The organism is Pantoea sp. MBD-2R (assembly GCF_039134845.1).
GTDB lineage: Bacteria > Pseudomonadota > Gammaproteobacteria > Enterobacterales > Enterobacteriaceae > Erwinia.
Map to the genome: position 1 here is coordinate 2,819,466 of NZ_CP152417.1, position 23,907 is coordinate 2,843,372.

General features: G+C 52.9%; 31 protein-coding genes. 22 read left to right on the forward strand and 9 right to left on the reverse strand.

The window, feature by feature from the left end; translation table 11 throughout:
* Positions 1-30: 30 nt before the first annotated feature.
* From AAGQ96_RS13055 to AAGQ96_RS13070, 4 genes are all read left to right on the forward strand, one after another.
* Positions 31-243, forward strand: a complete 213-nt coding sequence (locus AAGQ96_RS13055; RefSeq protein ID WP_342753783.1) for a hypothetical protein — start codon at positions 31-33, stop codon at positions 241-243.
* Positions 244-463: 220 nt separating this feature from the next.
* Positions 464-937, forward strand: a complete 474-nt coding sequence (locus tag AAGQ96_RS13060) for a class I SAM-dependent methyltransferase (RefSeq protein WP_342753784.1) — start codon at positions 464-466, stop codon at positions 935-937.
* Positions 938-974: 37 nt separating this feature from the next.
* Positions 975-1,223 carry an excisionase family protein gene (xisR, locus tag AAGQ96_RS13065; RefSeq protein ID WP_342753785.1) on the forward strand — a complete coding sequence of 83 codons (249 nt, stop codon included), beginning with the start codon at positions 975-977 and terminating at the stop codon, positions 1,221-1,223.
* 30 nt (positions 1,224-1,253) lie between these two features.
* Positions 1,254-2,534, forward strand: coding sequence for a DUF3596 domain-containing protein (locus AAGQ96_RS13070; protein WP_342753786.1), 1,281 nt, complete (start codon positions 1,254-1,256; stop codon positions 2,532-2,534).
* A gap of 31 nt (positions 2,535-2,565) precedes the next feature.
* On the opposite strand, the gene fliE is transcribed toward AAGQ96_RS13070, so the two are convergent.
* Positions 2,566-2,877 carry a flagellar hook-basal body complex protein FliE gene (gene fliE, locus AAGQ96_RS13075; RefSeq protein WP_147198576.1) on the reverse strand — a complete coding sequence of 104 codons (312 nt, stop codon included), beginning with the start codon at positions 2,875-2,877 and terminating at the stop codon, positions 2,566-2,568.
* A 241-nt stretch (positions 2,878-3,118) separates the two neighbouring features.
* Here fliE and fliF point away from each other — a divergent pair, with 241 nt between their 5' ends.
* The 14 genes from fliF (at position 3,119) to rcsA (ending at position 15,275) form a co-directional block, all read left to right on the forward strand.
* On the forward strand, positions 3,119-4,837 hold the full coding sequence (fliF, locus tag AAGQ96_RS13080) for a flagellar basal-body MS-ring/collar protein FliF (protein ID WP_147198577.1): 1,719 nt from the start codon (positions 3,119-3,121) through the stop codon (positions 4,835-4,837).
* Positions 4,834-5,826, forward strand: a complete 993-nt coding sequence (gene fliG / locus AAGQ96_RS13085) for a flagellar motor switch protein FliG (RefSeq protein WP_147198578.1) — start codon at positions 4,834-4,836, stop codon at positions 5,824-5,826. Before fliF ends, fliG begins: the two co-directional genes overlap by 4 nt.
* Complete coding sequence (gene fliH / locus AAGQ96_RS13090) at positions 5,819-6,517, forward strand: flagellar assembly protein FliH (protein ID WP_147198579.1); 699 nt, start codon at positions 5,819-5,821, stop codon at positions 6,515-6,517. Before fliG ends, fliH begins: the two co-directional genes overlap by 8 nt.
* A complete protein-coding gene (gene fliI / locus AAGQ96_RS13095; protein ID WP_147198580.1) occupies positions 6,517-7,878 on the forward strand; it encodes a flagellar protein export ATPase FliI in 1,362 nt (453 codons plus the stop codon). The genes fliH and fliI overlap by 1 nt, the downstream gene beginning before the upstream one ends.
* A gap of 18 nt (positions 7,879-7,896) precedes the next feature.
* Complete coding sequence (gene fliJ, locus AAGQ96_RS13100) at positions 7,897-8,343, forward strand: flagellar export protein FliJ (RefSeq protein WP_147198581.1); 447 nt, start codon at positions 7,897-7,899, stop codon at positions 8,341-8,343.
* Positions 8,340-9,665: a flagellar hook-length control protein FliK gene (locus AAGQ96_RS13105; protein WP_147198582.1), complete on the forward strand. Its 1,326-nt coding sequence runs from the start codon at positions 8,340-8,342 to the stop codon at positions 9,663-9,665. The genes fliJ and AAGQ96_RS13105 overlap by 4 nt, the downstream gene beginning before the upstream one ends.
* 142 nt (positions 9,666-9,807) lie before the next feature.
* Positions 9,808-10,287: a flagellar basal body-associated protein FliL gene (gene fliL, locus AAGQ96_RS13110; protein WP_147198583.1), complete on the forward strand. Its 480-nt coding sequence runs from the start codon at positions 9,808-9,810 to the stop codon at positions 10,285-10,287.
* Between the two features lie 6 nt (positions 10,288-10,293).
* Positions 10,294-11,301, forward strand: a complete 1,008-nt coding sequence (gene fliM, locus AAGQ96_RS13115) for a flagellar motor switch protein FliM (RefSeq protein WP_147198584.1) — start codon at positions 10,294-10,296, stop codon at positions 11,299-11,301.
* Complete coding sequence (gene fliN / locus AAGQ96_RS13120; RefSeq protein WP_147198585.1) at positions 11,294-11,701, forward strand: flagellar motor switch protein FliN; 408 nt, start codon at positions 11,294-11,296, stop codon at positions 11,699-11,701. The genes fliM and fliN overlap by 8 nt, the downstream gene beginning before the upstream one ends.
* Positions 11,702-12,100 carry a flagellar biosynthetic protein FliO gene (gene fliO, locus AAGQ96_RS13125; RefSeq protein ID WP_147198586.1) on the forward strand — a complete coding sequence of 133 codons (399 nt, stop codon included), beginning with the start codon at positions 11,702-11,704 and terminating at the stop codon, positions 12,098-12,100.
* Entirely contained in the window at positions 12,100-12,840 is a 741-nt protein-coding gene (gene fliP / locus AAGQ96_RS13130) for a flagellar type III secretion system pore protein FliP (protein ID WP_147198587.1), read from the forward strand. Before fliO ends, fliP begins: the two co-directional genes overlap by 1 nt.
* Positions 12,841-12,942: 102 nt before the next feature.
* Positions 12,943-13,212, forward strand: a complete 270-nt coding sequence (fliQ, locus tag AAGQ96_RS13135; protein ID WP_147198588.1) for a flagellar biosynthesis protein FliQ — start codon at positions 12,943-12,945, stop codon at positions 13,210-13,212.
* The gene (gene fliR / locus AAGQ96_RS13140) at positions 13,213-13,998 is read left to right on the forward strand and encodes a flagellar biosynthetic protein FliR (RefSeq protein ID WP_147198589.1); all 786 of its coding nucleotides are present in this window, start codon (positions 13,213-13,215) and stop codon (positions 13,996-13,998) included.
* A gap of 641 nt (positions 13,999-14,639) precedes the next feature.
* A complete protein-coding gene (rcsA, locus tag AAGQ96_RS13145; RefSeq protein WP_147198590.1) occupies positions 14,640-15,275 on the forward strand; it encodes a transcriptional regulator RcsA in 636 nt (211 codons plus the stop codon).
* Between the two features lie 130 nt (positions 15,276-15,405).
* Here the strand turns inward: rcsA and dsrB are convergent, their stop codons facing one another.
* Together dsrB and AAGQ96_RS13155 are read right to left on the reverse strand one after the other, a co-directional pair.
* Positions 15,406-15,600 (reverse strand): protein DsrB, encoded by a 195-nt coding sequence (dsrB, locus tag AAGQ96_RS13150; protein WP_147198591.1) that lies wholly within the window; start codon positions 15,598-15,600, stop codon positions 15,406-15,408.
* A 51-nt stretch (positions 15,601-15,651) separates the two neighbouring features.
* Positions 15,652-15,810 carry a YqaE/Pmp3 family membrane protein gene (locus AAGQ96_RS13155; protein WP_017800079.1) on the reverse strand — a complete coding sequence of 53 codons (159 nt, stop codon included), beginning with the start codon at positions 15,808-15,810 and terminating at the stop codon, positions 15,652-15,654.
* A 381-nt stretch (positions 15,811-16,191) separates the two neighbouring features.
* On the opposite strand from AAGQ96_RS13155, the gene AAGQ96_RS13160 reads away from it, so the two are divergent.
* Together AAGQ96_RS13160 and AAGQ96_RS13165 are read left to right on the forward strand one after the other, a co-directional pair.
* Positions 16,192-16,983 carry a mannosyl-3-phosphoglycerate phosphatase-related protein gene (locus tag AAGQ96_RS13160; protein ID WP_342753787.1) on the forward strand — a complete coding sequence of 264 codons (792 nt, stop codon included), beginning with the start codon at positions 16,192-16,194 and terminating at the stop codon, positions 16,981-16,983.
* A 45-nt stretch (positions 16,984-17,028) separates the two neighbouring features.
* Positions 17,029-18,249: a glycosyl transferase gene (locus AAGQ96_RS13165; protein WP_147198593.1), complete on the forward strand. Its 1,221-nt coding sequence runs from the start codon at positions 17,029-17,031 to the stop codon at positions 18,247-18,249.
* A 69-nt stretch (positions 18,250-18,318) separates the two neighbouring features.
* Here the strand turns inward: AAGQ96_RS13165 and AAGQ96_RS13170 are convergent, their stop codons facing one another.
* From AAGQ96_RS13170 to AAGQ96_RS13185, 4 genes are all read right to left on the reverse strand, one after another.
* The gene (locus AAGQ96_RS13170; protein WP_342753788.1) at positions 18,319-18,498 is read right to left on the reverse strand and encodes a DUF2158 domain-containing protein; all 180 of its coding nucleotides are present in this window, start codon (positions 18,496-18,498) and stop codon (positions 18,319-18,321) included.
* A 172-nt stretch (positions 18,499-18,670) separates the two neighbouring features.
* Complete coding sequence (locus tag AAGQ96_RS13175) at positions 18,671-18,802, reverse strand: hypothetical protein (RefSeq protein WP_013202694.1); 132 nt, start codon at positions 18,800-18,802, stop codon at positions 18,671-18,673.
* Positions 18,803-18,838: 36 nt separating this feature from the next.
* Complete coding sequence (locus tag AAGQ96_RS13180; RefSeq protein WP_147198595.1) at positions 18,839-19,750, reverse strand: DUF808 family protein; 912 nt, start codon at positions 19,748-19,750, stop codon at positions 18,839-18,841.
* 15 nt (positions 19,751-19,765) lie between these two features.
* The gene (locus AAGQ96_RS13185) at positions 19,766-20,029 is read right to left on the reverse strand and encodes a hypothetical protein (protein WP_147198596.1); all 264 of its coding nucleotides are present in this window, start codon (positions 20,027-20,029) and stop codon (positions 19,766-19,768) included.
* 171 nt (positions 20,030-20,200) lie between these two features.
* Between AAGQ96_RS13185 and yedA the strand changes: the two genes are divergently transcribed.
* Entirely contained in the window at positions 20,201-21,118 is a 918-nt protein-coding gene (gene yedA / locus AAGQ96_RS13190; protein ID WP_147198597.1) for a drug/metabolite exporter YedA, read from the forward strand.
* Positions 21,119-21,139: 21 nt separating this feature from the next.
* Here the strand turns inward: yedA and vsr are convergent, their stop codons facing one another.
* Positions 21,140-21,610, reverse strand: a complete 471-nt coding sequence (gene vsr, locus AAGQ96_RS13195; RefSeq protein WP_147198598.1) for a DNA mismatch endonuclease Vsr — start codon at positions 21,608-21,610, stop codon at positions 21,140-21,142.
* A 25-nt stretch (positions 21,611-21,635) separates the two neighbouring features.
* The gene (locus AAGQ96_RS13200; RefSeq protein ID WP_342753789.1) at positions 21,636-23,036 is read right to left on the reverse strand and encodes a DNA cytosine methyltransferase; all 1,401 of its coding nucleotides are present in this window, start codon (positions 23,034-23,036) and stop codon (positions 21,636-21,638) included.
* Positions 23,037-23,211: 175 nt separating this feature from the next.
* Here AAGQ96_RS13200 and AAGQ96_RS13205 point away from each other — a divergent pair, with 175 nt between their 5' ends.
* The gene (locus tag AAGQ96_RS13205) at positions 23,212-23,871 is read left to right on the forward strand and encodes an epoxyqueuosine reductase QueH (RefSeq protein WP_147198600.1); all 660 of its coding nucleotides are present in this window, start codon (positions 23,212-23,214) and stop codon (positions 23,869-23,871) included.
* Positions 23,872-23,907: the final 36 nt, after the last annotated feature.

The following is a 23,907-nucleotide window of genomic DNA, read 5'->3' on the forward strand; positions in this document are numbered from 1 at the left end:
TTTTTTACGCCCAAATTTCAGGAGTTACCCATGTGTGATATCGCAGATGAAGCCTTTGAACGTGAAGAATGGGAGCGCGAACTGGCGCTGAAGAATCGCAAATTACCGGATCCGCCGTCGCCGGTTTGTCGCAACGGTGACTGTGGCGAGAAGTCGCAGCCAGGCACAAGCTATTGCTCGCCGGAGTGCCGGGAAGATGCAGAACGGCTGGCGCGGGCTGAGAGGCAGCGGAGAGTTGCTTAATGGACGCGCCGACTGAAAACGCGTTGCGGTCAGTTGCCCGGGCTTGCCGGGGTGAGATAGTCAAAGCTACCAAAGGAAAGCCCCGTTCAGAGCACGACCGCATAACAACACTTCTGTTAAACAAATACACAAAACTAATCACCGCGCTGCCGCCTGGCAAATTCCGACCTCGGGACTGGCTGGCTTATTACGTGCGCGTGGTGGATAAGGAGATGAATAATTGAGTGAGGCAACCATTTTAGATATGTGCTGCGGCTCCCGCATGTTCTGGCTGGATAAACAGGACAGCAGAGCTGTTTTTTCTGATGTACGCAGCGAAAGCCATACGCTCAGTGACGGCCGGCTTCTCAATATCGCGCCGGACATGATCGCTGATTTTCGCAAGTTGCCATTCCCTGCCGAAACTTTCGCCCAAGTCGTTTTCGATCCACCGCATCTCGAACGCGCAGGAGAAAATGGCTGGATGCGCAAAAAGTACGGCGCGCTGAACAAAGAAACATGGCGCGATGATATCCGCGCCGGGTTCGCTGAAGCATTCCGAGTCTTGCGGCCACACGGCACACTGATATTCAAATGGAACGAAACGCAGATACCGGTTAGCCAGGTCATCGCCCTGACCGATCAGAAACCGACTATCTGGCAGCGCACCGGTAAGGGCGACAAAACGCACTGGATTTTATTCCTGAAACCTTAATCACCCTCCCCCACATCATCGCAACCAAAGAGGCAGTATGGAAAATATAATCCAGCTCGTACCGGGCAAGTGGGTCGCTGAGTCCGTGCTTATTGCGATCACCGGAATGAAGAAAAATACCATTAAAGCGGCCCGTGATCAGTCATGGATGGAGGGCCGGGAGTACAAGCATGTGGCAGCAGATGGGCAGCCGCGGGATAACAGCATGTGCTTTTACGACTGGAAGGCTATCGAGAAATGGATTGAAAGGCAGCCAGCAGCGATTCCACGGCGCAAATCTGCTTAAATGCTTCGACATTTAGCACAGGAGAAAGTGATGACAAAGTATCCGACCGGCGTAGCCCCTAACAAGGGGCATTTGCGGATTTGGTTTATGTACGATGGGATCAGGCGATGGGAAACTCTTGGTGTGCCGGACACGCCTAAGAATCGCAAAATGGCAGGAGAATTACGCGATAACATCGTATACCGAATCAAAACAGGAACTTTCGATTATCGGTCGCAGTTCCCTGGATCGCCACTGTTCAAAGGTGAGATGGAAAAGGCTAAGGCCGTCTCTATTCGAGAGATTGCTGACATATGGCTACGACTGAAAAAGCCTGAGCTGGCTCACAGCTCGTACACTGTTACTGAGCGGCGTATCAGAACAACGCTGGAAAAAATCGGAGAAGGCGTAGACATCAGATCGATAAAGCATCAGGACTTGATGAGTCTCCGTGTGGAACTTCTAACCGGGAGCTACTTTGTTGGCCGAGGAATGGATATTGAGAAGAAAGGGAGAACCGCGGCAACGGTCAATGCTGCGATGGGCGATCTTTATGGACTCCTGAAATTTGCGCATGGAAATGGATATATCGATGCCAACCCTATGGCGAACATGAGTCCGCTGAAGCGTGTTAACAAAAAACCCGACCCTATAACCAGAGAGGAATATCCACGGCTTATCGGTGCATGCAGATCGCGTCAGGTGGCAAACATTTGGTCGCTGGCCATTTTAACCGGCATGAGGCACGGAGAGCTATGTGCGCTGGCGTGGGAAGATATCGACCTGATAGCGAAAACAATTACTGTTCAGCGCAATCTCACCCAGCAGGGCTTGTTCACACCCCCAAAAACAGAGTCTGGTATTCGCGTGATAGGCATGGTTGACGCAGCCGTTAATGTTCTTCGAGATCAACTGGAACTGACGCGCATGTTTCCTCAGATGCTCTTCAGATTGCACACGCGTGAATTCGGCCAGACGCTAACTGACCAGAAGACGTTCGTGTTTAATCCGCGGGTGAATGCCACAAACGGGCGCTGTGGCTCTCACTATGCTGTCGATTCTTTGGGCCAGACATGGGATCTGGCACTGAAAAGAGCTGGCCTGCGGCACAGGAAGGCATATCAGTCGCGACACACTTATGCTTGCTGGTCATTGTCTGCCGGCGCAAACCCAAACTTCGTCGCATCACAAATGGGTCATGCTGACGCCCAGATGCTTTACCGGATCTATGGGTCCTGGATGGAAGAAAATAACCACCAGCAATTGGTGCTTATGAACTCGAAGCTTAATGAGTTTGTGCTACATACGTGCTACCACAAGGAGGCCATGTAGCATTTCCACCATTTAACAACGACTTACCCCCTTAAACCTGCATATTCATCATTTCCTGATAGGCGCTGACCAGCTTGTTACGCACCTGAATGCCCATCTGCATGGAAACAGAGGCTTTCTGCATATCCACCATCACATCGTTCAGGTTAACGCCGGGTTTACCCATCTCGAAGTCCTGCGCCTGCGTACGGGCTGCGTTCTGAGTATCACTGATTTTATTCAGCGCTTCTTTTAACTGTCCTGCGAAATCTGACTGACCTGCTGCTTCATTACTCTGACCGCTCGCCTGAAGTGCTGCGGTCTGTAACTGCTGCATTACGCTCTGAATGCCTTGAATTGACATGGTTTGCCTCGATAGGTTTATGACAACGATTTTTGTTGATGGAAAACTTAACACAATGTCAATAAGACAAAGCCGCTAAATGAACGCAAAAATCATGGCTTATCCACCCATCGAAATTTGCGTTTCGACAAATAATGGCAGCCATCAGAGTTGAACAAATTTTTAGTCAGTACATCAGGGAGTCAGATTTGTTACGACACTACACGAAACAGTCCGGTCAACTGTCAGGCGGGAAAGAGTCATGAATGCAACTGTCACGCAGGATCAACCAGAGAAGAAAGGTTTGAACGACCTTTTTACTCGCTTAAAGGCAAATCCTCGCATCCCGATTATCATCGCTGCGGCGGCTGCCGTTGCCATTATTATCGCCATGGTGCTGTGGGCTAAACAGCCTCAGTACCAGGTGCTTTATAACAATCTCAGCGATGAGGATGGCGGTGCCATCATTACTCAGCTTACCCAGATGAATGTGCCTTATCAGTTCGATGATAAAGGCGGCGCGCTGATGGTTCCCGCTGAGAAAGTGCACGAGCTGCGTCTGCGTCTGGCGCAACAGGGTCTGCCAAAAGGCGGCGCTGTTGGCTTCGAGCTGCTGGACCAGGAAAAATTCGGCATCAGCCAGTTCAGCGAGCAGGTTAACTACCAGCGTGCGCTGGAAGGCGAACTGGCACGCACCATCGAATCGCTGGGCCCGGTGAAAAACGTTCGCGTTCACCTCGCTATGCCTAAGCCGTCACTGTTTGTGCGCGAGCAGAAATCGCCAACGGCGTCTGTAACCTTAACGTTGCAGCCTGGCCGTGCACTGGATCAGGGACAGGTTGGCGCTATCGTTCATATGGTTTCCAGCAGCGTTGCTGGTCTGCCGCCGGGCAATGTGACCGTTGTCGATCAGGCCGGTCATCTGCTGACCCAGTCTGATAATGCAGGCCGTGACCTGAACGATGCTCAACTGAAATACGCGACCGATGTGGAAAGCCGTTTCCAGCAGCGCATTGAAGCGATCCTGAACCCGATTGTAGGCAACGGCAACGTACATGCTCAGGTTACCGCGCAGATTGACTTTAACTCTCGCGAGCAGACTGATGAGACGTATCAGCCAAACAGCGACCCGTCAAAGCAGGCTATTCGTTCACGTCAGTCGAGCAACAGCGAGCAGCTAGGCGGTGCAAATCAGGGTGGTGTTCCAGGCGCCTTGTCTAATCAACCAGCGCCAGCTAACACCGCGCCGGTGACAACGCCGAATACCAATAACCAGAATGGTGCCAATGCAGCCAACGGCGCGAATAACGCAGCGGCTAATCAAAACACCAGCACGGCGAAAACCGGTCCATCGAACACCCGTAACGATGACACCACCAATTACGAAGTAGACCGCACCATCCTGCATACGAAGATGAATGTGGGTGAAGTACAGCGTCTGTCAGTGGCCGTAGTTGTGAACTACAAAACGGACGCCGCAGGTAAGCCTGTTGCGCTGACCGATGCACAGCTGAAGCAGATTGAGAACCTGACCCGTGAAGCCATGGGCTACTCGGACAAACGCGGCGACAGCCTGAACGTGGTTAACTCACCGTTCAACGAAACCGCAGACACCGGTGGCGACCTGCCGTTCTGGCAGCAAGAGTCCTTCATCGAGAAGATGATGGATGCCGGACGCTGGGTACTGGTACTGATTGTGGCCTTCATCCTCTACCGCAAGCTGGTTCGCCCACAGCTGAAGCGTAAAGCGGATCAGGAGAAAGCCGTGGCCGAAGCCGTCGCGCTTGCCAAACAGGCACGCGGTGAGGACGAAGACGAAGCAGTATCGGTCAAGCTGTCTAAAGACGAACTTGATCAAGAACGTAAGTCACAGCACCGCATGAGTGCTGAGGTAATGAGCCAGCGTATTCGTGACATGTCTGAAAATGACCCACGCGTGGTGGCTCTGGTTATTCGCCAGTGGATGAAGGACGAGCTATGAGTCTCACCGGTACCGAAAAAAGCGCCATCCTGATGATGACAATTGGCGAAGACCGCGCCGCCGAGGTGTTCAAACACCTCGGAACCCGCGAGGTTCAGCACCTGAGTGCAGCCATCTCCAGCATGCGTCAGGTTTCACACAAGCAGCTGACCGACGTGCTGCGTGAATTTGAAGTGGATGCCGAGCAGTATGCGGCACTGAACGTTAACTCTAACGATTACCTGCGCACGGTACTGACCAAGGCGCTGGGCGAAGAGCGAGCGTCCAGCCTGCTGGAAGATATTCTCGAAACACGCGAAACCACCTCCGGGATGGAAACGCTCAACTTTATGGAACCGCAGGCGGCTGCCGATCTTATTCGCGACGAGCATCCACAGATTATCGCGACGATCCTGGTGCACCTCAAACGCTCCCAGGCCGCCGACATTCTGGCGCAGTTCGACGAGCGTCTGCGTCACGATGTGATGCTGCGTATCGCGACATTCGGCGGCGTACAGCCAGCCGCACTGGCAGAACTGACCGAAGTACTGAACGGTCTGCTGGATGGCCAGAACCTGAAGCGTGCGAAGATGGGCGGCGTGAGAACCGCAGCGGAAATCATCAACCTGATGAAGACGCAGCAGGAAGAAGCCGTTATCGAAGCCGTTCGCGAATTCGATGGCGAACTGGCCCAGAAAATCATCGACGAGATGTTCCTGTTCGAAAATCTGGTGGAAGTCGACGACCGCAGCATCCAGCGCCTGTTGCAGGAAGTGGAGTCCGAATCGCTGCTGGTGGCTCTGAAAGGTTCCGAACAGCCGCTGCGCGAGAAATTCCTGCGCAACATGTCTTCGCGTGCGGCAGATATCCTGCGCGACGACCTGGCAAACCGTGGCCCAATGCGTATGTCGGCGGTCGAGAGCGAGCAGAAAGCAATCCTGCTTATCGTTCGTCGTCTGGCAGAGAGCGGCGAGATGGTGATTGGCGGCGGCGAGGAACAGTATGTCTGATAAATCATCGCTGCCCTGGCAGCGCTGGATGCCCAACGATCTTGGGCAGCCAGACAAGCCTCTGATGGAAACATTTGACGAGCCACCTTCACTGCCTGTGACCGACGATCCGTTCAGTCTGCAACAGTTCGAGCTGGAGCAGATGCAGAGCCAGGCGCGCAGTGAGGCTCAGGGCCAGGGCTATACTGAGGGTTATCAGAAAGGGTTTAACGAAGGTCAGAAAGCGGGCTACGACGCCGGTTTTCAGCAGGGCATGGCGGAAGCGCAGCAGCAGCAGGCGCCTTTACAGGCGCGTATGCAGCAGCTGGTTTCAGAGTTTAACCACACGCTGGAGGCGCTGGACAGCGTGATCGCCGCGCGTCTGATGCAGCTGGCGCTGGAAGCGGCACGCCAGGTGATTGGCCAGGCGCCGCACGTAGACGGCACCGCCCTGCTTCGTCAGATTCAGGGCATGATCCAGCAGGAGCCGATGTTCAGCGGCAAACCCACGCTGCGCGTCCATTCTGATGATTTACAGCGCGTTGAACAAACATTAGGCGCAACGCTCAGCCTGCACGGCTGGCGCCTGATGGCCGATACCTCCATCCATCCCGGCGGCTGCAAAGTCAGCGCTGAAGATGGCGATTTAGACGCCAGCATCGCCACTCGCTGGCATGAACTGTGCCGCCTGGCTGCACCTGGAGAACTGTAATGACCACTCGCCTGTCGCGCTGGCTTGGCGCACTCGATTCATTTGAACAACGTCTGGATAAATTGCCGGACGTTCGTCGATATGGTCGCCTGACCCGTGCCACCGGTCTGGTGCTGGAAGCGACGGGCCTGCAACTGCCGCTGGGCGCAACCTGCGTGATTGAGCGTATGGACGGCAACGGGATTGCAGAAGTCGAAAGCGAAGTGGTGGGCTTTAACGGCCAGAAACTGTTTTTGATGCCGCTGGAAGAAGTCGAAGGCATCTTACCTGGCGCACGCGTGTATGCCCGCGTGGCAGGAGACAGCCAGCACAGCGGTAAACAGCTGATGCTTGGCCCGGAATTGTTAGGTCGCGTGCTCGATGGCAGCGGCCGTCCGCTTGATGGTTTGCCGTCGCCGGAAACCGGCTATCGCGCGCCGCTTATCACCCCACCGTTTAACCCCTTACAGCGCACGCCGATCACCGAAGTGCTGGATACCGGCGTCCGGGCCATTAACGCCCTGCTGACGGTAGGTCGCGGCCAGCGTATGGGCCTGTTCGCCGGTTCCGGCGTAGGTAAAAGCGTGCTGCTGGGCATGATGGCTCGCTACACCAAGGCGGACGTGATTGTGGTTGGCCTGATCGGCGAACGTGGTCGTGAAGTAAAAGACTTTATTGAAAATATTTTGGGCACCGAAGGCCGCGCGCGTTCGGTGGTCATCGCTGCACCTGCGGATGTGTCACCGCTGCTGCGTATGCAGGGTGCGGCTTACGCCACGCGTATTGCTGAAGATTTTCGCGACCGTGGCAAGCACGTGCTGCTGATTATGGATTCTCTGACCCGCTATGCCATGGCACAGCGTGAAATCGCGCTGGCCATTGGCGAACCTCCGGCGACCAAAGGCTATCCACCTTCCGTATTCGCTAAATTGCCCGCGCTGGTGGAACGTGCCGGCAACGGCGTGGACGGCGGCGGTTCGATTACCGCTTTTTATACCGTTCTGACCGAAGGTGACGATCAGCAGGATCCGATCGCCGACTCCGCCCGAGCGATTCTGGATGGCCACATCGTGTTGTCACGTCGGCTGGCCGAGTCGGGCCACTATCCGGCCATTGATATTGAAGCCTCAATCAGTCGTGTGATGTCGCACCTGATTGATGACACGCATTACGCGCGCGTCCGCCAGTTTAAGCAGTTGCTGTCGAGCTATCAGCGTAACCGCGATCTGGTCAGCGTGGGTGCTTACGCCGCCGGCAGCGACCCGACGCTGGATAAAGCGATCAAAATTTACCCCGAACTGGAAGCGTTTCTGGCGCAGGGCATGTTTGAACGCAGCACCTTTGATGATGCCTGCCTGCATTTGCAGGCGATATTTGGTTAACACCGGGGCAGATGAAGTATGGCTAAACAAGTATCACCCATCGAAACCCTGTGTGGTCTGGCGCAAAAAGATTTGGAAAAAGCCGCCATCTCGCTGGGTGACGTGCGTCGGGGTCAGAAGCAGGCAGATGAGCAGCTTAACATGCTGCTTAATTATCAGGATGAATACCGCAAGACGCTGAACAACACCATGTCGGAAGGCATCAACAGCACCCGCTGGTACAACTATCACCAGTTTATTGAAACGCTGGAAAAGGCCATTGAGCAGCATCGCCAACAGCTGGCGCACTGGAATGGTCGGGTAGAAAACGCATTACGCCTGTGGCGGGATAAACAACAGCGGCTTCATGCCTATGAAACGCTGCAATCCCGGGCGCTGGCCAACGCATTATTACAGGAAAACCGTCTCGATCAGAAACGGATGGATGAATTTGCCCAACGGGCATCATTGAGGAAAGGTGAATGATCACTTTACCACTGGTTACCAGCGCGACTAAGGTCGCCAGCGCTTCGACTTCCGGCTCAACGCAGGCTTCTGCCGACGTTGGCACCGACACAACGACCACAGCTTCCGGCGTTGCTGGCGAAACCGCTCAGACCGGCGGAGAAGGTTTTCTGACTCTGCTTGGCAATAAATTACTGACGCTCGCGCAAAAAGGCGACGCGGCAGCGAAAACAGGCGTCGCAACCACGACAGCAACGCTGACCGAAACCAGCGAAACGGATCCCTCGCCGAAAGCGAAGCTGAATGCATTGCTCGCGGCACTGGATAAGCCTGAGACATTAAACGCCCTGCTGAAGCCCGCATCAGTAAAAGAAGGCGACAGCATCAAGAGCGAAAAAGCCACTGATGAGAGCGAGACAACAGCGGCAGCGACGACCACGCTGAGCAGCAGCGATATGCAATCGCTCCAGGCGTTGTTTGCTATGTTGCCGCCAACGACGCAGCAACCTTCCCTTACCGCAAAAGCCGGTGAAACCCTGGAAGGCGACGGTAGCATTAAAGGCAGTAAACAGGCGACGCTTGCCTCTCTGCTCTCCTCCGATGCCAAAACCACGGGCAGCGAAGATGAAGCAAAAAATAGCGACAACAATGACAAACTCGTCGGGGCTGCTACTCTGAGTACCACGACCTCTACGCAGAAAGCCTCTTCGGATACGGCTGCGTTGAATACGGCGTTCCAGCAAGTGCTGGGTCAGGTCAATAAAGACAACGATAAAGAAAATTCAAGTTCTTCTTCAACACCGACGATAACCAGTAATGTCATCAGCGCTGCATCTGCCGCCATGACGCCAACCACAACTTCGGTTGTGACAGCGCCGGCCGCGCCACAGCTTAGTTCTCAGCTTGGCAGTCCGGAATGGCAGCAGGCACTGAACCAGCAGATTGTGATGTTTAGCCGTAACGGACAGCAAACCGCCGAGCTGCATTTGCATCCGCAGGATCTGGGCAGTATCCAGATCAGCCTGAAGCTGGACAGCGATCAGGCGCAGCTGAGCATGGTGTCGAATCACAGTCAGGTTCGTGCTGCGCTGGAAGCGGCTATGCCACAGCTGCGTACTGCACTGGCGGAAAACGGTATCAACCTTGGTCAGGCTAATGTCAGCAGCGACGCGTTCCAGCAGGGGCAGAGTTTTGCCGGTCAGCAGGAACAGCAGAAAAATAACAGTCGCGGCAACACCTTTAGTCTGGCAGCTGAAAATGACAGCGATGTGACCGCAATTGCCGTTCCAGCCGCGCTGCAAGCGCGTGCCGCCGGTTCCAGCGCGGTTGATATTTTCGCCTGACGACAACAAACGCATAAGCTAGCGGCAAAACCCGCGTCTTTTCTGCCTATTGTTTGGCGGGCGATGCGGGATAATCTGCCCATAACGTCGTCAGAGAGCGGTAGACCGCCTCTCGGAAATACTCACAGGAATTATCGCTCGTATGACTGATAAGAAAGCAAAAAGCGGCAAACGCAAACTTTTAATACCTCTGATTCTGCTGGTTGTACTGGCGGCGGCAGGCGTAGGCGGCTACATGGTCTGGCATAAGATGAAGGGTCCTGCTGATGCGGCTGAAGCTGCAAAACCAGTTCCGCCTCCGGCGCCCGTCTTTTTCGCCATGGACACGTTTACCGTTAACCTGATTAACCCGGATAACGACCCTGACCGTGTGCTCTATGTAGGCTTTACTCTGCGCCTGCCGGATGATGAAACCCGTCAGCGCATCACGGATTATCTGCCGGAGGTGCGTAGCCGCTTGCTGCTGCTGCTCTCCCGCCAGGATGCTGCGGCGCTGGGCAACGAACAGGGTAAGCAGGAACTGGTTAAGCAAATCAAAGCCGTTCTCGCGCCACCGCTGGTGCAGGGTCAACCTCCGCAGACAGTGAGTGACGTATTGTTCACTGCCTTCATTTTGAGGTAAGGCGACATGGGCGACAGCATTCTCTCACAGGCGGAAATTGACGCGCTGCTTAATGGCGACAGCGACAGCGCGGCAGAAGAAAAGGTTAGTAGTGCGGGCGACAGCAACATTCGTCCTTACGATCCCAACACCCAGCGTCGCATGGTTCGCGAACGTCTGCAGGCGCTGGAGATCATTAACGAACGTTTTGCACGTTCATACCGTATGGCGCTGTTTAACCTGCTGCGTCGTAGCCCGGACATCACGGTCGGTGCGATTAAAATTCAGCCTTATCATGAATTTGCTCGCAACCTGCCGGTGCCGACTAACCTGAACCTGATCCACCTGAAGCCACTGCGAGGCACCGCGCTGGTGGTGTTTTCACCCAGCCTGGTCTTTATTGCAGTTGATAACCTGTTTGGCGGTGACGGCCGTTTTCCGACCAAGGTTGAGGGTCGCGAGTTTACCGCTACCGAACAGCGCGTAATCCGCAAAATGCTGAAGCTGGCGCTGGAAGGTTACAGCGATGCCTGGAAGCCAATTTATCCGCTGGATGTGGAATATGTTCGCTCGGAAATGCAGGTGAAGTTTACCAACATCACCACCTCGCCGAACGATATCGTGATTACCACGCCGTTCCAGGTCGAAATTGGCAACCTGGTGGGTGAGTTCAACATCTGTATTCCGTTCAGCATGATTGAACCGCTGCGCGAAACGCTGGTGAATCCACCGCTGGAGAACTCGCGCCAGGAAGATCATAACTGGCGTGAAACGCTGGTTAAGCAGGTTCAGCACTCCGAACTGGAGCTGATAGCTAACTTTGCCGACGTGTCGATGCGGATTTCGAAGCTGCTGTCACTGAAGCCTGGCGACGTATTACCGATTGATAAACCGGATCGCATTATCGCTCATGTCGATGGCGTTCCGGTATTAACCAGCCAGTACGGCACCCTGAACGGGCAGTACGCGCTGCGAGTTGAACATCTGATTAACCCGATTTTGAATTCGATGAATGAGGAACAGCCCCATGAGTGACACCAATAAGCCGTCCGAAGACGACATCTCCGCGGACGACCTGTGGGCTGACGCGCTGAATGAGCAGACCAGCACCAGCAGCGCGTCATCTGAAGGGGTGTTTAAATCTCTGGAAAGTAACGACATTGCCGGATCGTTGCAGGATATCGATCTGATTATGGATATCCCGGTCAAGCTGACTGTGGAACTGGGCCGCACCAAAATGACCATCAAAGAGCTACTGCGTCTGACGCAAGGTTCCGTGGTCGCACTGGAAGGCCTGGCCGGTGAGCCACTGGATATTCTGATTAACGGTTATTTGATTGCTCAGGGTGAAGTCGTGGTCGTTGCCGACAAATACGGCGTACGCATCACCGATATTATCACCCCGTCTGAACGTATGCGCCGTCTGAGCCGCTAAATGAAGACAACGAGCCAGGTGACACAGCAGCCGGTTGGTCAACCGGCTATTTCAACCGGATCGATGCTGACTCAGGTCAGTAGCGTACTGGCCGTGATTATTCTGTTAATCCTGGCTTGTGCCTGGATAGCCAAACGCATTGGCTTCGTACCCAAGCGCGGCGCTCGCGGACAGCAAGACCTGTCCGTTAGCGCCAGCTGCCAGGTGGGTCAACGCGAACGTGTGGTGATTGTTGATGTCAAAGATGCACGTCTGGTATTAGGCGTTACAGCACAGCAGATCACCCATTTGCACACCCTGCCGCCTTTGCCCGAGCAGGAAAATCCGGAACCTCCGGCTGCGACGGCAGATTTCCGTCAGGTGTTACAGACCTTACTCAAGCGCCCCGGAAAGTCATAATGAAACGCATTCTTCCCCTGCTGGCTCCGCTTCTTCTTCTGCTGCTGGTGCCTGACGTTCACGCTCAGCTTCCCGGCCTGATTAGCCAACCCACGGCTAACGGCGGACAAAGCTGGTCACTGCCGGTGCAGACGCTGGTGTTTATCACCTCGCTGACTTTCCTTCCGGCCATCATGCTGATGATGACCAGCTTTACGCGCATCATTATCGTTTTTGGCCTGCTGCGTAACGCGCTGGGTACGCCCTCTGCGCCGCCAAACCAGGTGCTGGTTGGTCTGTCGCTGTTCCTGACCTTCTTCATTATGGGGCCGGTGTTCGACAAAATTTATCAGGATGCCTATCTGCCGTTCAGCGAAGACAAGATCAGCATGCAGGATGCGATTGATAAAGGTGCTCAGCCACTGCGCGAATTTATGCTGCGCCAGACGCGTGAAGCCGATTTAGCTTTGTTTGCTCGCCTGGCAAATACGCCACCGTTGCAGGGGCCGGAAGCGGTACCCATGCGTATTCTGCTGCCCGCTTATGTCACCAGCGAGCTGAAAACGGCGTTCCAGATTGGCTTTACCGTCTTTATTCCTTTTTTGATTATTGACCTGGTTGTCGCCAGCGTTCTGATGGCGTTGGGGATGATGATGGTGCCGCCCGCGACCATCTCGCTCCCCTTTAAGCTGATGCTGTTTGTGCTGGTTGACGGCTGGCAGCTGCTGATAGGGTCGCTGGCCCAAAGTTTCTATTCATAAAGATTGCGCGGACGTGTCCGCCACAAGCAATAACCTCGCTTCAGCGACGCCAAAAGTCGTCCAGCGAAGAATTTAACCTACTATTTTTTTGCTGGAGTCGTTATGACACCTGAATCGGTAATGGTTATGGGGCAAGATGCGCTGCACGTTGCGCTGGCGTTAGCCGCCCCGCTGTTAGTTGCAGCGCTGGTCAGCGGACTGGTGATCAGCCTGTTGCAGGCTGCAACGCAAATCAACGAACAAACCCTGTCGTTTATCCCTAAAATTCTTGCCGTTGTTGCCACCATCGTGGTTGCCGGCCCGTGGATGCTGAATCTGATTCTGGATTACATGCGCACCCTCTTCAGCAATCTGCCTAATATCATCGGTTAAATGATTAACTTCGACAGCAGTCAATTAGTGTTATGGATGGGGCAATTGTTCTGGCCCCTGGCGCGCGTGCTGGCGTTGATCATGACTGCTCCGCTGTTAAGCGAAAAATCCATCAGCAAAAAGGTCAAGCTGGGCCTCGGTCTGATGATTACCTGGGTGCTGATCCCAACCCTGCCGCCGGTCAACGTGAGTATTTTCTCAATTGGCGGCTTCTGGCTGCTGATTCAGCAGATTCTTATTGGCGTGGCTATCGGTTTTACGATGCAATTCGCCTTCGCCGCGGTCAGAACCGCCGGGGAAGTGATTGGGTTGCAAATGGGACTTTCTTTCGCCACCTTTTTCGATCCGGCCAGCCGCCTGAACATGCCGGTGCTGGCGCGTTTTCTGGATATGCTCGCCATGCTGCTGTTTTTGTCTTTCAACGGACATCTGTGGCTAATCTCAATGGTCGCAGACAGTTTTCAAACGCTGCCGATCGGCGGCAATCTGATCAATGGCAATGCGTTTCTGGCTTTAACGAAGGCAGCCGGTTTAATTTTCCTTAATGGCATGCGATTAGCGCTACCGTTGATAACCTTGTTACTTACCCTTAACCTGGCCCTGGGTTTGTTAAACCGTGTTGCATCTCAGCTGTCGGTTTTCGCCATTGGTTTTCCCATCACCTTATCGATCGGAATCATCTTTATGAGCCTGATGATGCCGCTCCTTGCCCCCTTCTGCGAGCACCTGTTCAGCGAAGTATTTGATTTGCTCGCTGGAATTTTGAGCGAATTGCCATCCAGATAAACTTAAGTATTGTGTACTGGTGATAATATCATTGGTAAGCAGGTAGAATGTTTTTGTGCATTTTTCAAACCGGTTTTACCAGAATAGTCTTAAGGAAAATCTGATAAATCGCCTCGCGCAATGAAAATTATTCTTATTAAATCGATGTTAGCGTATTTTGTTTAACGAAACGGGTTGATTGTTGCGAATAAGTTAAAGTTGACGTTTCGCAAAACTAACTGTTTTTAATGGAAATTTTATTTTTTGTTGTTTCCCTTGTATCAAACCGCGTTTTACGGCATTGTCAGCAACACTTTTCGCGATACACATTCGCAGAGTGAATGTTTTTTAGGAATCGTCCTATCAGATTTTTCCGCGTTCTGCGCGATAGTGGCTCGGTTCACAAAAACAAAGCTACATGCTGTGCTAAGACAAACCGTCAGCCGGATCCTCCGTTCTGACTGTTTTCGGTGCTTTGGTTGTGCGTTATGTCGCCCAAACTTAACGGTAATATCAAGCATGGATGGAACGTGCTAACGCTGCGGATTCAGTACTAAGTACATATAATAAAATTGAAAACAGAACATATTACTCTCGTAACTATACAAACGCGTAATTCATCGTTGATTTAAACGGATAACAATTTGGTGAGGGTCGCTATTATGCCAACAATTATAATGGATTCATGCAGCTATACACGACTAGGGCTTACAGATTATATGTCAGTAAAGGGAGTGAAAAAGAAAAATATAACTTCCGTAAATGATATCGATCAGTTACAAACGAAATGCCAACAGCTTCAGCCGGGTGTGGTTTTTATTAACGAGGATTGCTTCATTCATGAAGCAGACGCCAGCCAGCGCATAAGAACCATTATTATGCAGCACCCTGATACACTGTTCTTTATCTTTATGGCTATCTCCAATATCCATTTTGAGGAATACCTCTACGTTCGTAAGAACTTGATTATTACGTCAAAATCGATCAAGCCAGCAACTCTGGATAATTTATTAATTTCCTATTTTCAAAAGAAACTCAATGTTTCCCCTCGTTACTCTGCAGGCTTCGATGTTCACCCATTGACGCTGAGCCAGACCGAGTCAAACATGTTGAAAATGTGGATGTCTGGCCACGATACGATTCAAATATCGGACAAGATGCAAATTAAGGCCAAGACGGTTTCCTCGCATAAAGGAAACATTAAACGTAAAATTAAAACACACAACAAACAAGTTATTTATCATGTGGTTCGCCTGACTGACAACGTAACCAGCGGTATCTACGTTAACGTTCGATGAATCTGAAGAAAGCCGGCGCAAGCCGGTTTTTTTTGCCTGCTCATAAGGCAAATGAATAACTGAACCTGATTCGGTAAAAAGAATAAGGGGCGAGTTAAATCGCCCCTTTACCTGAATTGTCTGTGCGCTGTCAGCTCTGGGCATGCGGTTCTACAAAAATTCCGTCCGCGTGACCTGTCTCATTAAAGAACCAAACTCCCTGCGGATAATCTTCCAGCGAAACCAGATACATTGTTCCCTCACTGAAATCTTCTACCGCCAGTACCGTTCCCGGACGGCGCGGTCCGCCATCCGTTTTGACCGTCACACGATCGTTTACTTTCATTTCACCCTCTCCATTAATCCATCAGGTTCTGATAAAACGCATCAGCGTGGCTTAACGGCGTGCAATTACCCATACGGCATGCACGATGCCTGGGATATAACCGCACAGCGTCAACAAGATATTTAACCAGAAGGCACCGCCGAAGCCAACCTGCATAAAAACGCCCAGCGGCGGTAAAAGAATAGCAATAACGATACGTAAAAAATCCATGTCGCCTCCATAGCGTGGACAATCAGTTTATTTTGTAATCGGTTGATAAGTATAGCGGTTATGTTGCAATTTGCGCGAAATGGCGTGTAAAACAACGTAATGTTAACGGGGTGACTTCCTTTTCGTTTTTTTAACGTTTTCTGGTGAGACTTTTGACAACCTGAAAGCCTACACTGTCCCCACTGCACCAACCCCAAAGGGGCAGTCAACCTAAAAAGTAACAAGGATTTTTGCCCGCGCAGCGCGGGCTTTTTTTTGCCTTTTTCCAGCCTGTTATTCCTCCTCTCCTCTTGTTAACGCTAAAAACGCCAGCAGCGCATGCGGATGGCTCTATACTTTCTGATTATCCTGCATTTTTTAACGGCATGAGGAGGTAAGGCGATGCCAAAACTACATGACCCGCTAATGATAGTGACGGATTTGGATGGCTCATTGCTGGATCATCACTCCTACAGCTGGCTACCCGCGCAGCCATGGCTGAATCGCCTTACCCGCGCAGATGTGCCTTTGGTGGTTTGCTCCAGCAAAACCGCCGCAGAAATTGTGCCGTTGCAGCGCTCGCTGGGAATAGTAGGCGCGCCTTTTATTGCTGAAAACGGTGCCGTTGTTAAGCTGGAAGGCCAGGTTCAGGCAAAGTCTGCCAGAAGTTATGACGATATTTGCCACGTTTTGCAGCGCTTGCGCGACCAGCACGGTTTCAAATTTACCGGTTTTTCCGATGTGACTGAAAAAGAGGTGGCGGAATGGACAGGCCTGACGCCGCATGACGCCACGCTTGCCCGAGCACGTGAAGGTTCAGAAAGTGTGATCTGGCGGGATACTACGGAACAGTTTACGGCTTTCCAGCAGGCGCTGGCCGCCGACAGTCTGGAACTGGTGCAGGGCGGAAGGTTCTGGCACGTGATGAGCCAGGGCAGCGGCAAAGGTGCCGCGCTGGAATGGCTGTTAACGCATTACGCCCATCCGACCGGTCAGCGCTACATTACCATCGGTTTAGGTGACGGGCCAAACGATGCGCCGATGCTGGATAAGGTCGATTACGCCGTGGTGATTAAGGGCTACAGTAAAAACAGCGTTGAATTAAAAAGAGAGGATAAAGACCGTGTTTTTTACAGTACAGGCTTTGGTCCTGAAGGATGGAGCGAAGGCCTGACACATTTTATCCAGGATTAACGTGACGATATCCGGTGATTTCAGGCGGATTATAAGGGGAACGCGATGAGTGATTTTTTCCAGAACGGCGTTATAACGAATTTTCACAATCTCACCGCCCGCCCGGTAGAGGAGCTGGAGAAAGATCTGGTTCGCTTTGCCAGACGGCGCAAAATGGGACTGATCCTGCCGTCGCTTTTTTCGGAACTGGAAGGCCCGGCACTGGGCCATATTGTTGATGAACTGGCTAAAGTTCCCTATCTGGAGGAGATCGTTATCGGGCTGGATCGCGCTGACCGCGACCAGTTTCTTTACGCTCGGGAATTCTTTTCACGCCTGCCGCAGCGTCACCGCATTTTATGGAACGACGGCCCACGCCTGAAAGCGATTGATGCCGAGCTGGACAAAGAGGGTCTGTCCCCTTCTCAACCCGGTAAAGGCCGCAACGTCTGGTTTTGTACCGGCTACACGCTGGCCTCAGAACGTTCAGCCTGCGTCGCGCTTCATGACTGTGACATCGTGACGTATGAACGAGGCATGCTGGCACGCCTGCTCTATCCGCTGGCAAATCCGGCGTTTCAGTATGAGTTTTGTAAAGGCTTTTACGCCCGCGTTGCAGATAACAAGCTTAATGGCAGAGTGGGAAGATTATTGGTTGGCCCGCTGCTGCGTTCGCTGCAAAAAGTTTATGGTCACTCCGAATACCTGGAATACCTTGCCAGCTTCCGCTACCCCCTTTCCGGCGAGTTTGCGATGCGTACTCACGTGCTGAATAACATTAAAATACCCGGCGACTGGGGGCTTGAAATAGGCGTGCTGTCGGAGATCTACCGCAACTATATTACCCGTCAAAGTTGTCAGGTAGAGATTGCGCATCACTATGACCACAAACATCAGCCGCTTTCGGAAGAGGACGGCACCGGCGGTCTGCGCCGCATGAGTAACGATATCGTGCAATCGCTGCTGCGTAAAATGGCGACGATGGGCGTCAATATCACCAGCGACTCCTTCCGCGTCCTGAAAGCAACCTACTACCGTAACGCGCTGGATATGATGGAGATCTACAGCCATGATGCTGCGATGAACGGCCTGAAATTCGACCAGCACGCTGAGGAAGCGGCCGTGGAAATGTTTACCCAGTCGATTCTGGAAGCCGGACAGTCGTTTATTGAACGCCCTAACGAAAAGCCGTTTATTCCCAGCTGGAGCCGCGTACAGTCCGCTTTCCCGGATATTATGCAGCGCATCTATCAGGCAGTCGAAGAGGACAACGAGGGGAAAGTATAACTGAGCGACAGGGGTACAGGCGGGAGATGAAAAGAAACAGGACGGAAGTATCGTCCTGTTCAGTGTGGGCTAGCTGGCAAGTTGAGTTTGCTCCGGGTTCAGAGCGCAAAGCTCATTTTCATGGAAGGCCTCCCGCCTTACGCTATAGCCGTCGTACCAGCGGCACTCGACCATTCCGCTGGCATAGCCGGTAACAATCATCGATGGCCCACCTTCTTTAAGCTGCACTTCCTCACTGACCAGAATCATCTTTCATCTCCTGCGCTGAGCGTACTATTTGCGGGCGGAAATTAAGGTATAGCAGCCGCTCCGCATTTATTCCGTTAATTGCAGGTAAAAGTTTTGTTAAATAAAAATATGCAGTTGAAAATGCGAAAAATAAAAAAAGCGAGTAAAGTTCATTACTCGCTTTGAAAGGCAGTTAGATTTTGCAACCTTCGCAGTCAGCTTCATCGCCTAAATCAGCCGGGACTTCGCTGGCTTTTTTCTCGGCATTGGCTTCCGCCTGTTCCAGTTCGGCATCAATATCGAATTCAAAAATATCGTCTTTCATCATTGCTCCAGGTTACTTAGCACTTGAGGGCTGCCTTTATACTGATTGTTTTCGCAGTTTACCAGCCAGATTTACCGCAAAAAGCACAATCGATCCCACGATGAATCCCAGCACCAGGTTGGCCAGGTTGCTGATAAGCGAGGCGATCATTCCGCTAAAGCCTGCACTGACGTGCTCAATGTAGTGATGCAGCAGCGGCACGCCGTGGGCGATAATGCCGCCACCGACCAGGAACATTGCCAGCGTGCCGACAACGGACAGCACCTTCATCATTTTTGGTGCCAGCGTCAACAGCAGACCACCCACGCCTTGTGCCAGCGCGGAGGACTTCTCTTTCAGCCACAGGCCCAAATCGTCAATTTTAACGATACAGGCTACGATGCCATACACCCCAACCGTCACCAGAATGGCGATGCCTGCCAGTATAACGACCTGATTCAGTAGCGGCGCGTCGGAAACAATACCCAGGGTGATTGCGACAATCTCCGCGGAAAGAATAAAGTCGGTGCGCACTGCGCCTTTGATTTTTTTCTTTTCATAGACGGCGGCTTCCTGCGGATTGAGCTTGCGGATGCGTTGCTCTCTGGCCTCAGGCGTTTTCGCGTTTTCATCCTTATGCAGGCTGTGGAAGACTTTTTCCACCCCTTCATAGCAAAGATAGGCACCACCCAGCATCAGCAAAGGCGTAATCGCCCAGGGTGCCAGCGCGCTAATGACCAACGCCAGCGGCACCAAAATCAGCTTATTCAGGAAAGAGCCTTTCGCCACGCCCCACACTACCGGCAGTTCGCGATTAGCCTTTACGCCGCTAACCTGCTGTGCATTTAGCGACAGATCGTCACCCAATACGCCAGCGGTCTTCTTTGCCGCCACTTTTCCCATCACCGAAATATCATCCAGCAGCGTGGCAATATCATCCAGTAATGTCAGTAAACTACTTCCTGCCAAAATTTCCTTCCTTATTTAGTCATGCTGACAGCAGGGACAAACCTGCACTTCGGCTACCGAGATATCGGCAATACCGTCACAATCCCACTCTACGCGAACCGGCCCTTCCGCTTGTGCGTGATGCACATATTTACTGACCGGGCTTTCGGTTTGACCCGCGATCTCTTCTGTCGCCACCAGCGTGTTGCCCACAAAAATGCGCGCGGTAGCCGTGGTGTTGACCATTCGTTCGCCGCTGATTTTATACAGTCGTCTGACTGTGAGTTTGATACTGGCCATAATCCACCGTAGACAGAAGATGTTAAAGAGTGTGATCTAAGCAATTATGAACGAGGGATGCAAATTATGTGATCTGAATCGTCCTGATTGGCAAAAAAAGCGAGATTTCATCTGGTTGAAATCTTTTTTTAACGCTAACGTAGCGCTCTTTATCCGGCTTCAGGAAAAATTATGTTACGCCGCGCGCCTGCCCTGCTTCCACTTCTGGCCTCATTGTTCGCCCTCTATTTTATCTGGGGATCGACCTATTTCGTGATCCGTGTCGGGGTGGAAAGCTGGCCCCCAATGATGATGGCCGGGCTGCGTTTTCTGCTGGCAGGGGTAATTCTTACAGCCTTCTTATTGCTGCGCGGCGACAGGCTTCCCAGCTGGCGTCAGGCCGGGAATGCCGCGCTGGTCGGCATTATGCTGCTGGCTGCCGGTAACGGCGCGGTTACGGTGGCCGAGCATCAGAATGTCCCGTCCGGCATTGCGGCTGTGATGGTCGCGACCGTGCCGCTGTTCGCTATGTGCTTCAGCCGCCTGTTCGGCATTGCAACCCGCTGGATTGAATGGTTAGGGATTGCCGTTGGGCTGGTGGGCATTATCCTGCTGAACAGCGGCGGCCATCTTGGCAATAATCCGTGGGGCGCATTGATGATCCTGGCCGGCTCGCTAAGCTGGGCGTTTGGTTCGGTCTGGGGATCGCGTATTAATTTGCCCACAGGCATGATGGCGGGCGCGATTGAGATGCTGGCAGCGGGCGTGGTTCTGCTGACGGCCAGCCAGCTAAGCGGCGAAAAGCTGCATGCCGCCCCTGCATTACCGGGTTTTCTGGCGCTGGGCTATCTCAGCCTGTTTGGCTCGATCATCGCCATCAATGCCTATATGTTCCTGATTCGCAACGTTAGCCCGGCTATTGCCACCAGCTACGCCTATGTAAATCCGGTTGTCGCCGTGCTGCTGGGCATTAGTTTTGCGGGCGAAAGCCTCACCCCGCGCGAGTGGCTGGCGCTGGCAGTTATCGTTCTGGCGGTAATTCTGGTGACGTTGGGAAAATATCTCATTCCCTGCAAACCGGTGATCAAACCGGTCACTAAAGCGGACTAATTCTCTTGTGGCAGGCAGGGATCAGCTCAGAGGGCGAACTCCCTGCCCGTCGATTTCGGCATTGCCTTCTGCGGCAAACAGCCACTCTTCCAGGCGGGCGCCTAGCGCTTCTGATGCCAGTTTAGTTTTTCCGCGCAGTGCGCACTCCCATACCACCAGTACCTTCCAGCCCGCAGCGCTCAGTTCAGCAACCGCGCGTTTATCGCGCTCAACGTTGCCGTCTATTTTTTCCATCCAGAAAGCGGTGCGGGTTGCAGGTACTTTAAAGAGATGGCAGTGGTGGTGATGCCAGAAACAGCCATGCACAAAGACAATCGCCTGATGGCGATCCAGCACAAAATCGGGCCGTCCAGGCAGGCTTTTGTCCTGCACGCGATAGCTGAAACCCAGCTCGGCCAGCTGTTCGGCCAGCCGGTTTTCAATCGCCGTGTCCCGCGTGCGTATGGCCCGCATGTTCTTGCTACGAATTATCGATGAGTGAACGTCAGCCATACTGTCTCCTTGAGGGTCAGGCGTTCTAATTCCCCTGCCGCGCCTGCACCGCCTGCTTAATCCACGGCAGCAGCAGTTTCGCTACCGCCGCAAACGCCGGCACAACCACTGAGTTACCAAACTGGCGGTAAGCCTGACTGTCTGAAACGGGAATACGAAAGCGCTGGTCTGGCTTTTCAAAGCCCATCAGGCGTGCACATTCCCTCGGCGTCAAACGACGTGGACGGCGCTGCTGATTGTCCGCATCATCAAAATCTCTTTCACCCAGCTGGCGATCCCAGCCACGGTCAATAAGAATTTCCGATCCGTCTTTGTAATAACGCGCGGAGAGCGTACGCACCACGCCATTTTCCAGCTGCGGATCCACCAGGCCGTAGCCAAAGCCATTACCTTTAGCCTGATGTTTCTTCGCATAATTATAGAGGTATTTCCACAGCACGGGCGTCAGGATGTATTTAGCATCCACCGCGGGCTCCAGCAGATCGCGCAGCGGCGTTCGCTGCTGAGGATAGAGCGTTTTCAGCGCGCTGAGGCTGAATTGCGGCAGTTTTAAATCACGTCGAAACCCCACCAGCACAATGCGCTCGCGGTGCTGCGGCAAAAAATGTTTCCCGTCGATGATTTTAGGATCGGCTGCGCCGCTGGCATCAGCATCCGCCACGTCATAACCCAGTTCGTCCAGCGTCTCCATAATCACGCGGAAGGTATTGCCTTTATCATGGCTCTTCAGATTTTTGACGTTTTCCAGCACAAAAATGGCCGGTTTTTTAGCGGTGATAATACGGGCCACGTCAAAAAACAGCGTGCCCTGCGCTTCACACTCAAAGCCGTGAGCCCGGCCCAGCGCGTTTTTTTTCGACACGCCCGCCAGCGAAAAAGGCTGGCAGGGGAAACCCGCCAGCAGCACATCATGATCCGGCACCTGCCGGTTAATATGCTGGTAAGCCTCCTGCTCGCTGACGTCAGGCTTTGCGCTTAAAGTGACATCACGAATGTCCTGATTGAAAACGTGACTTTCTGGATCGCAATACCAGTTCGCGCGGTAAGTTTTTACCGAGTACTTGTTCCACTCACTGGTAAACACGCACTGACCCCCAATCGCTTCGAAACCGCTGCGAATGCCGCCAATACCGGCAAAGAGGTCAATAAAACGGAATGCATAATGCGGATGATGAGCGGGCGGCGCAGGCAGCAGGTTGTCCAGTGCCGTTATTTCGGCCTCGGTCAAAACCGTCATGGCGCTGCTGCCTTTAACCCAGCGGCTAAGCGTGTCGCGTGTCCAGGCAGACTGGCCGGCCTGCTGTAACGTTGCCGCCAGCGTTTTCAGATCGTAGATTTCCAGTAATTGCTCTACTCGCTGACGATCCTGCTGATATTTTTGCTGCGCCTGCAGAGGTGCTTCGCCGCTACTGTCGAACTCGCTCATAGTCACTCATCAATAAGGATTGAGCCTGGCAGTTTATCACTTCACTGCATCAAAGCCAGGCGCTAACTGACTCAACTGGCGATTTACACAGCAGCCGGGGCACAATCCGTGACATCCTGCGAGCCTGAGCTTAAACTTGCTCTGTTTTTTTGACCCATTCATGGAGCCTGACGTCATGAGCGACATCTCACGCCCGCCCCTGAGCCTGCCAAACGGTGCCAGTAAACTGCTGCTGCACTCGTGCTGTGCGCCCTGCTCTGGCGAAGTCATGGAGGCCATTGCGGCCGCCGGGATTGATTACACCATTTTCTTCTACAACCCGAATATTCATCCACAGAAAGAGTATCTGTTGCGTAAAGAGGAGAATATCCGCTTCGCAGAAAAGAACGGCGTGCCTTTTGTGGACGCTGATTATGATACGGATAACTGGTTTGAACGCGCAAAAGGAATGGAGTGGGAACCCGAACGCGGCGTACGTTGCACCATGTGTTTCGACATGCGCTTTGAACGCACCGCGCTGTATGCTCATGAACATGGTTTTCCGGTTATTTCCAGCTGTCTGGGGATCTCCCGCTGGAAAAACATGCAGCAAATTAACGATTGCGGCAAACGCGCCGCCGCGCCTTACGATAATCTGACCTACTGGGATTACAATTGGCGGAAAAAAGGCGGTTCAGCACGCATGATTGATATCAGCAAGCGCGAACGTTTTTATCAGCAGGAATATTGCGGCTGCGTCTACTCGCTGCGTGACACTAATCTTCACCGTAAAAGCCAGGGCCGCCAGCTGATTAAGCTGGGCGTCCTCTATTACGGTGATGATGAGCAGGCATGATTCCGTCGATTGCTGACTGACCCCATCCTGAGGATG

Coding starts and splice junctions, on each gene's coding strand:
- yedA (WP_147198597.1), top strand. CDS start 20,201: ATGTTACGCCGCGCGCCTGCCCTGCTTCCACTTCTGGCCTCATTGTTC.
- AAGQ96_RS13205 (WP_147198600.1), top strand. CDS start 23,212: ATGAGCGACATCTCACGCCCGCCCCTGAGCCTGCCAAACGGTGCCAGT.
- fliJ (WP_147198581.1), top strand. CDS start 7,897: ATGGCTAAACAAGTATCACCCATCGAAACCCTGTGTGGTCTGGCGCAA.
- dsrB (WP_147198591.1), bottom strand. CDS start 15,600: ATGAAAGTAAACGATCGTGTGACGGTCAAAACGGATGGCGGACCGCGC.
- fliM (WP_147198584.1), top strand. CDS start 10,294: ATGGGCGACAGCATTCTCTCACAGGCGGAAATTGACGCGCTGCTTAAT.
- AAGQ96_RS13070 (WP_342753786.1), top strand. CDS start 1,254: ATGACAAAGTATCCGACCGGCGTAGCCCCTAACAAGGGGCATTTGCGG.
- fliR (WP_147198589.1), top strand. CDS start 13,213: ATGATTAACTTCGACAGCAGTCAATTAGTGTTATGGATGGGGCAATTG.
- fliN (WP_147198585.1), top strand. CDS start 11,294: ATGAGTGACACCAATAAGCCGTCCGAAGACGACATCTCCGCGGACGAC.
- AAGQ96_RS13055 (WP_342753783.1), top strand. CDS start 31: ATGTGTGATATCGCAGATGAAGCCTTTGAACGTGAAGAATGGGAGCGC.
- AAGQ96_RS13170 (WP_342753788.1), bottom strand. CDS start 18,498: ATGATTCTGGTCAGTGAGGAAGTGCAGCTTAAAGAAGGTGGGCCATCG.
- fliP (WP_147198587.1), top strand. CDS start 12,100: ATGAAACGCATTCTTCCCCTGCTGGCTCCGCTTCTTCTTCTGCTGCTG.
- vsr (WP_147198598.1), bottom strand. CDS start 21,610: ATGGCTGACGTTCACTCATCGATAATTCGTAGCAAGAACATGCGGGCC.
- fliQ (WP_147198588.1), top strand. CDS start 12,943: ATGACACCTGAATCGGTAATGGTTATGGGGCAAGATGCGCTGCACGTT.
- rcsA (WP_147198590.1), top strand. CDS start 14,640: ATGCCAACAATTATAATGGATTCATGCAGCTATACACGACTAGGGCTT.
- AAGQ96_RS13185 (WP_147198596.1), bottom strand. CDS start 20,029: ATGGCCAGTATCAAACTCACAGTCAGACGACTGTATAAAATCAGCGGC.
- fliE (WP_147198576.1), bottom strand. CDS start 2,877: ATGTCAATTCAAGGCATTCAGAGCGTAATGCAGCAGTTACAGACCGCA.
- AAGQ96_RS13160 (WP_342753787.1), top strand. CDS start 16,192: ATGCCAAAACTACATGACCCGCTAATGATAGTGACGGATTTGGATGGC.
- AAGQ96_RS13155 (WP_017800079.1), bottom strand. CDS start 15,810: ATGGATTTTTTACGTATCGTTATTGCTATTCTTTTACCGCCGCTGGGC.
- fliO (WP_147198586.1), top strand. CDS start 11,702: ATGAAGACAACGAGCCAGGTGACACAGCAGCCGGTTGGTCAACCGGCT.
- fliH (WP_147198579.1), top strand. CDS start 5,819: ATGTCTGATAAATCATCGCTGCCCTGGCAGCGCTGGATGCCCAACGAT.
- AAGQ96_RS13200 (WP_342753789.1), bottom strand. CDS start 23,036: ATGAGCGAGTTCGACAGTAGCGGCGAAGCACCTCTGCAGGCGCAGCAA.
- AAGQ96_RS13165 (WP_147198593.1), top strand. CDS start 17,029: ATGAGTGATTTTTTCCAGAACGGCGTTATAACGAATTTTCACAATCTC.
- fliL (WP_147198583.1), top strand. CDS start 9,808: ATGACTGATAAGAAAGCAAAAAGCGGCAAACGCAAACTTTTAATACCT.
- fliG (WP_147198578.1), top strand. CDS start 4,834: ATGAGTCTCACCGGTACCGAAAAAAGCGCCATCCTGATGATGACAATT.
- xisR (WP_342753785.1), top strand. CDS start 975: ATGGAAAATATAATCCAGCTCGTACCGGGCAAGTGGGTCGCTGAGTCC.
- AAGQ96_RS13175 (WP_013202694.1), bottom strand. CDS start 18,802: ATGAAAGACGATATTTTTGAATTCGATATTGATGCCGAACTGGAACAG.
- fliI (WP_147198580.1), top strand. CDS start 6,517: ATGACCACTCGCCTGTCGCGCTGGCTTGGCGCACTCGATTCATTTGAA.
- AAGQ96_RS13105 (WP_147198582.1), top strand. CDS start 8,340: ATGATCACTTTACCACTGGTTACCAGCGCGACTAAGGTCGCCAGCGCT.
- fliF (WP_147198577.1), top strand. CDS start 3,119: ATGAATGCAACTGTCACGCAGGATCAACCAGAGAAGAAAGGTTTGAAC.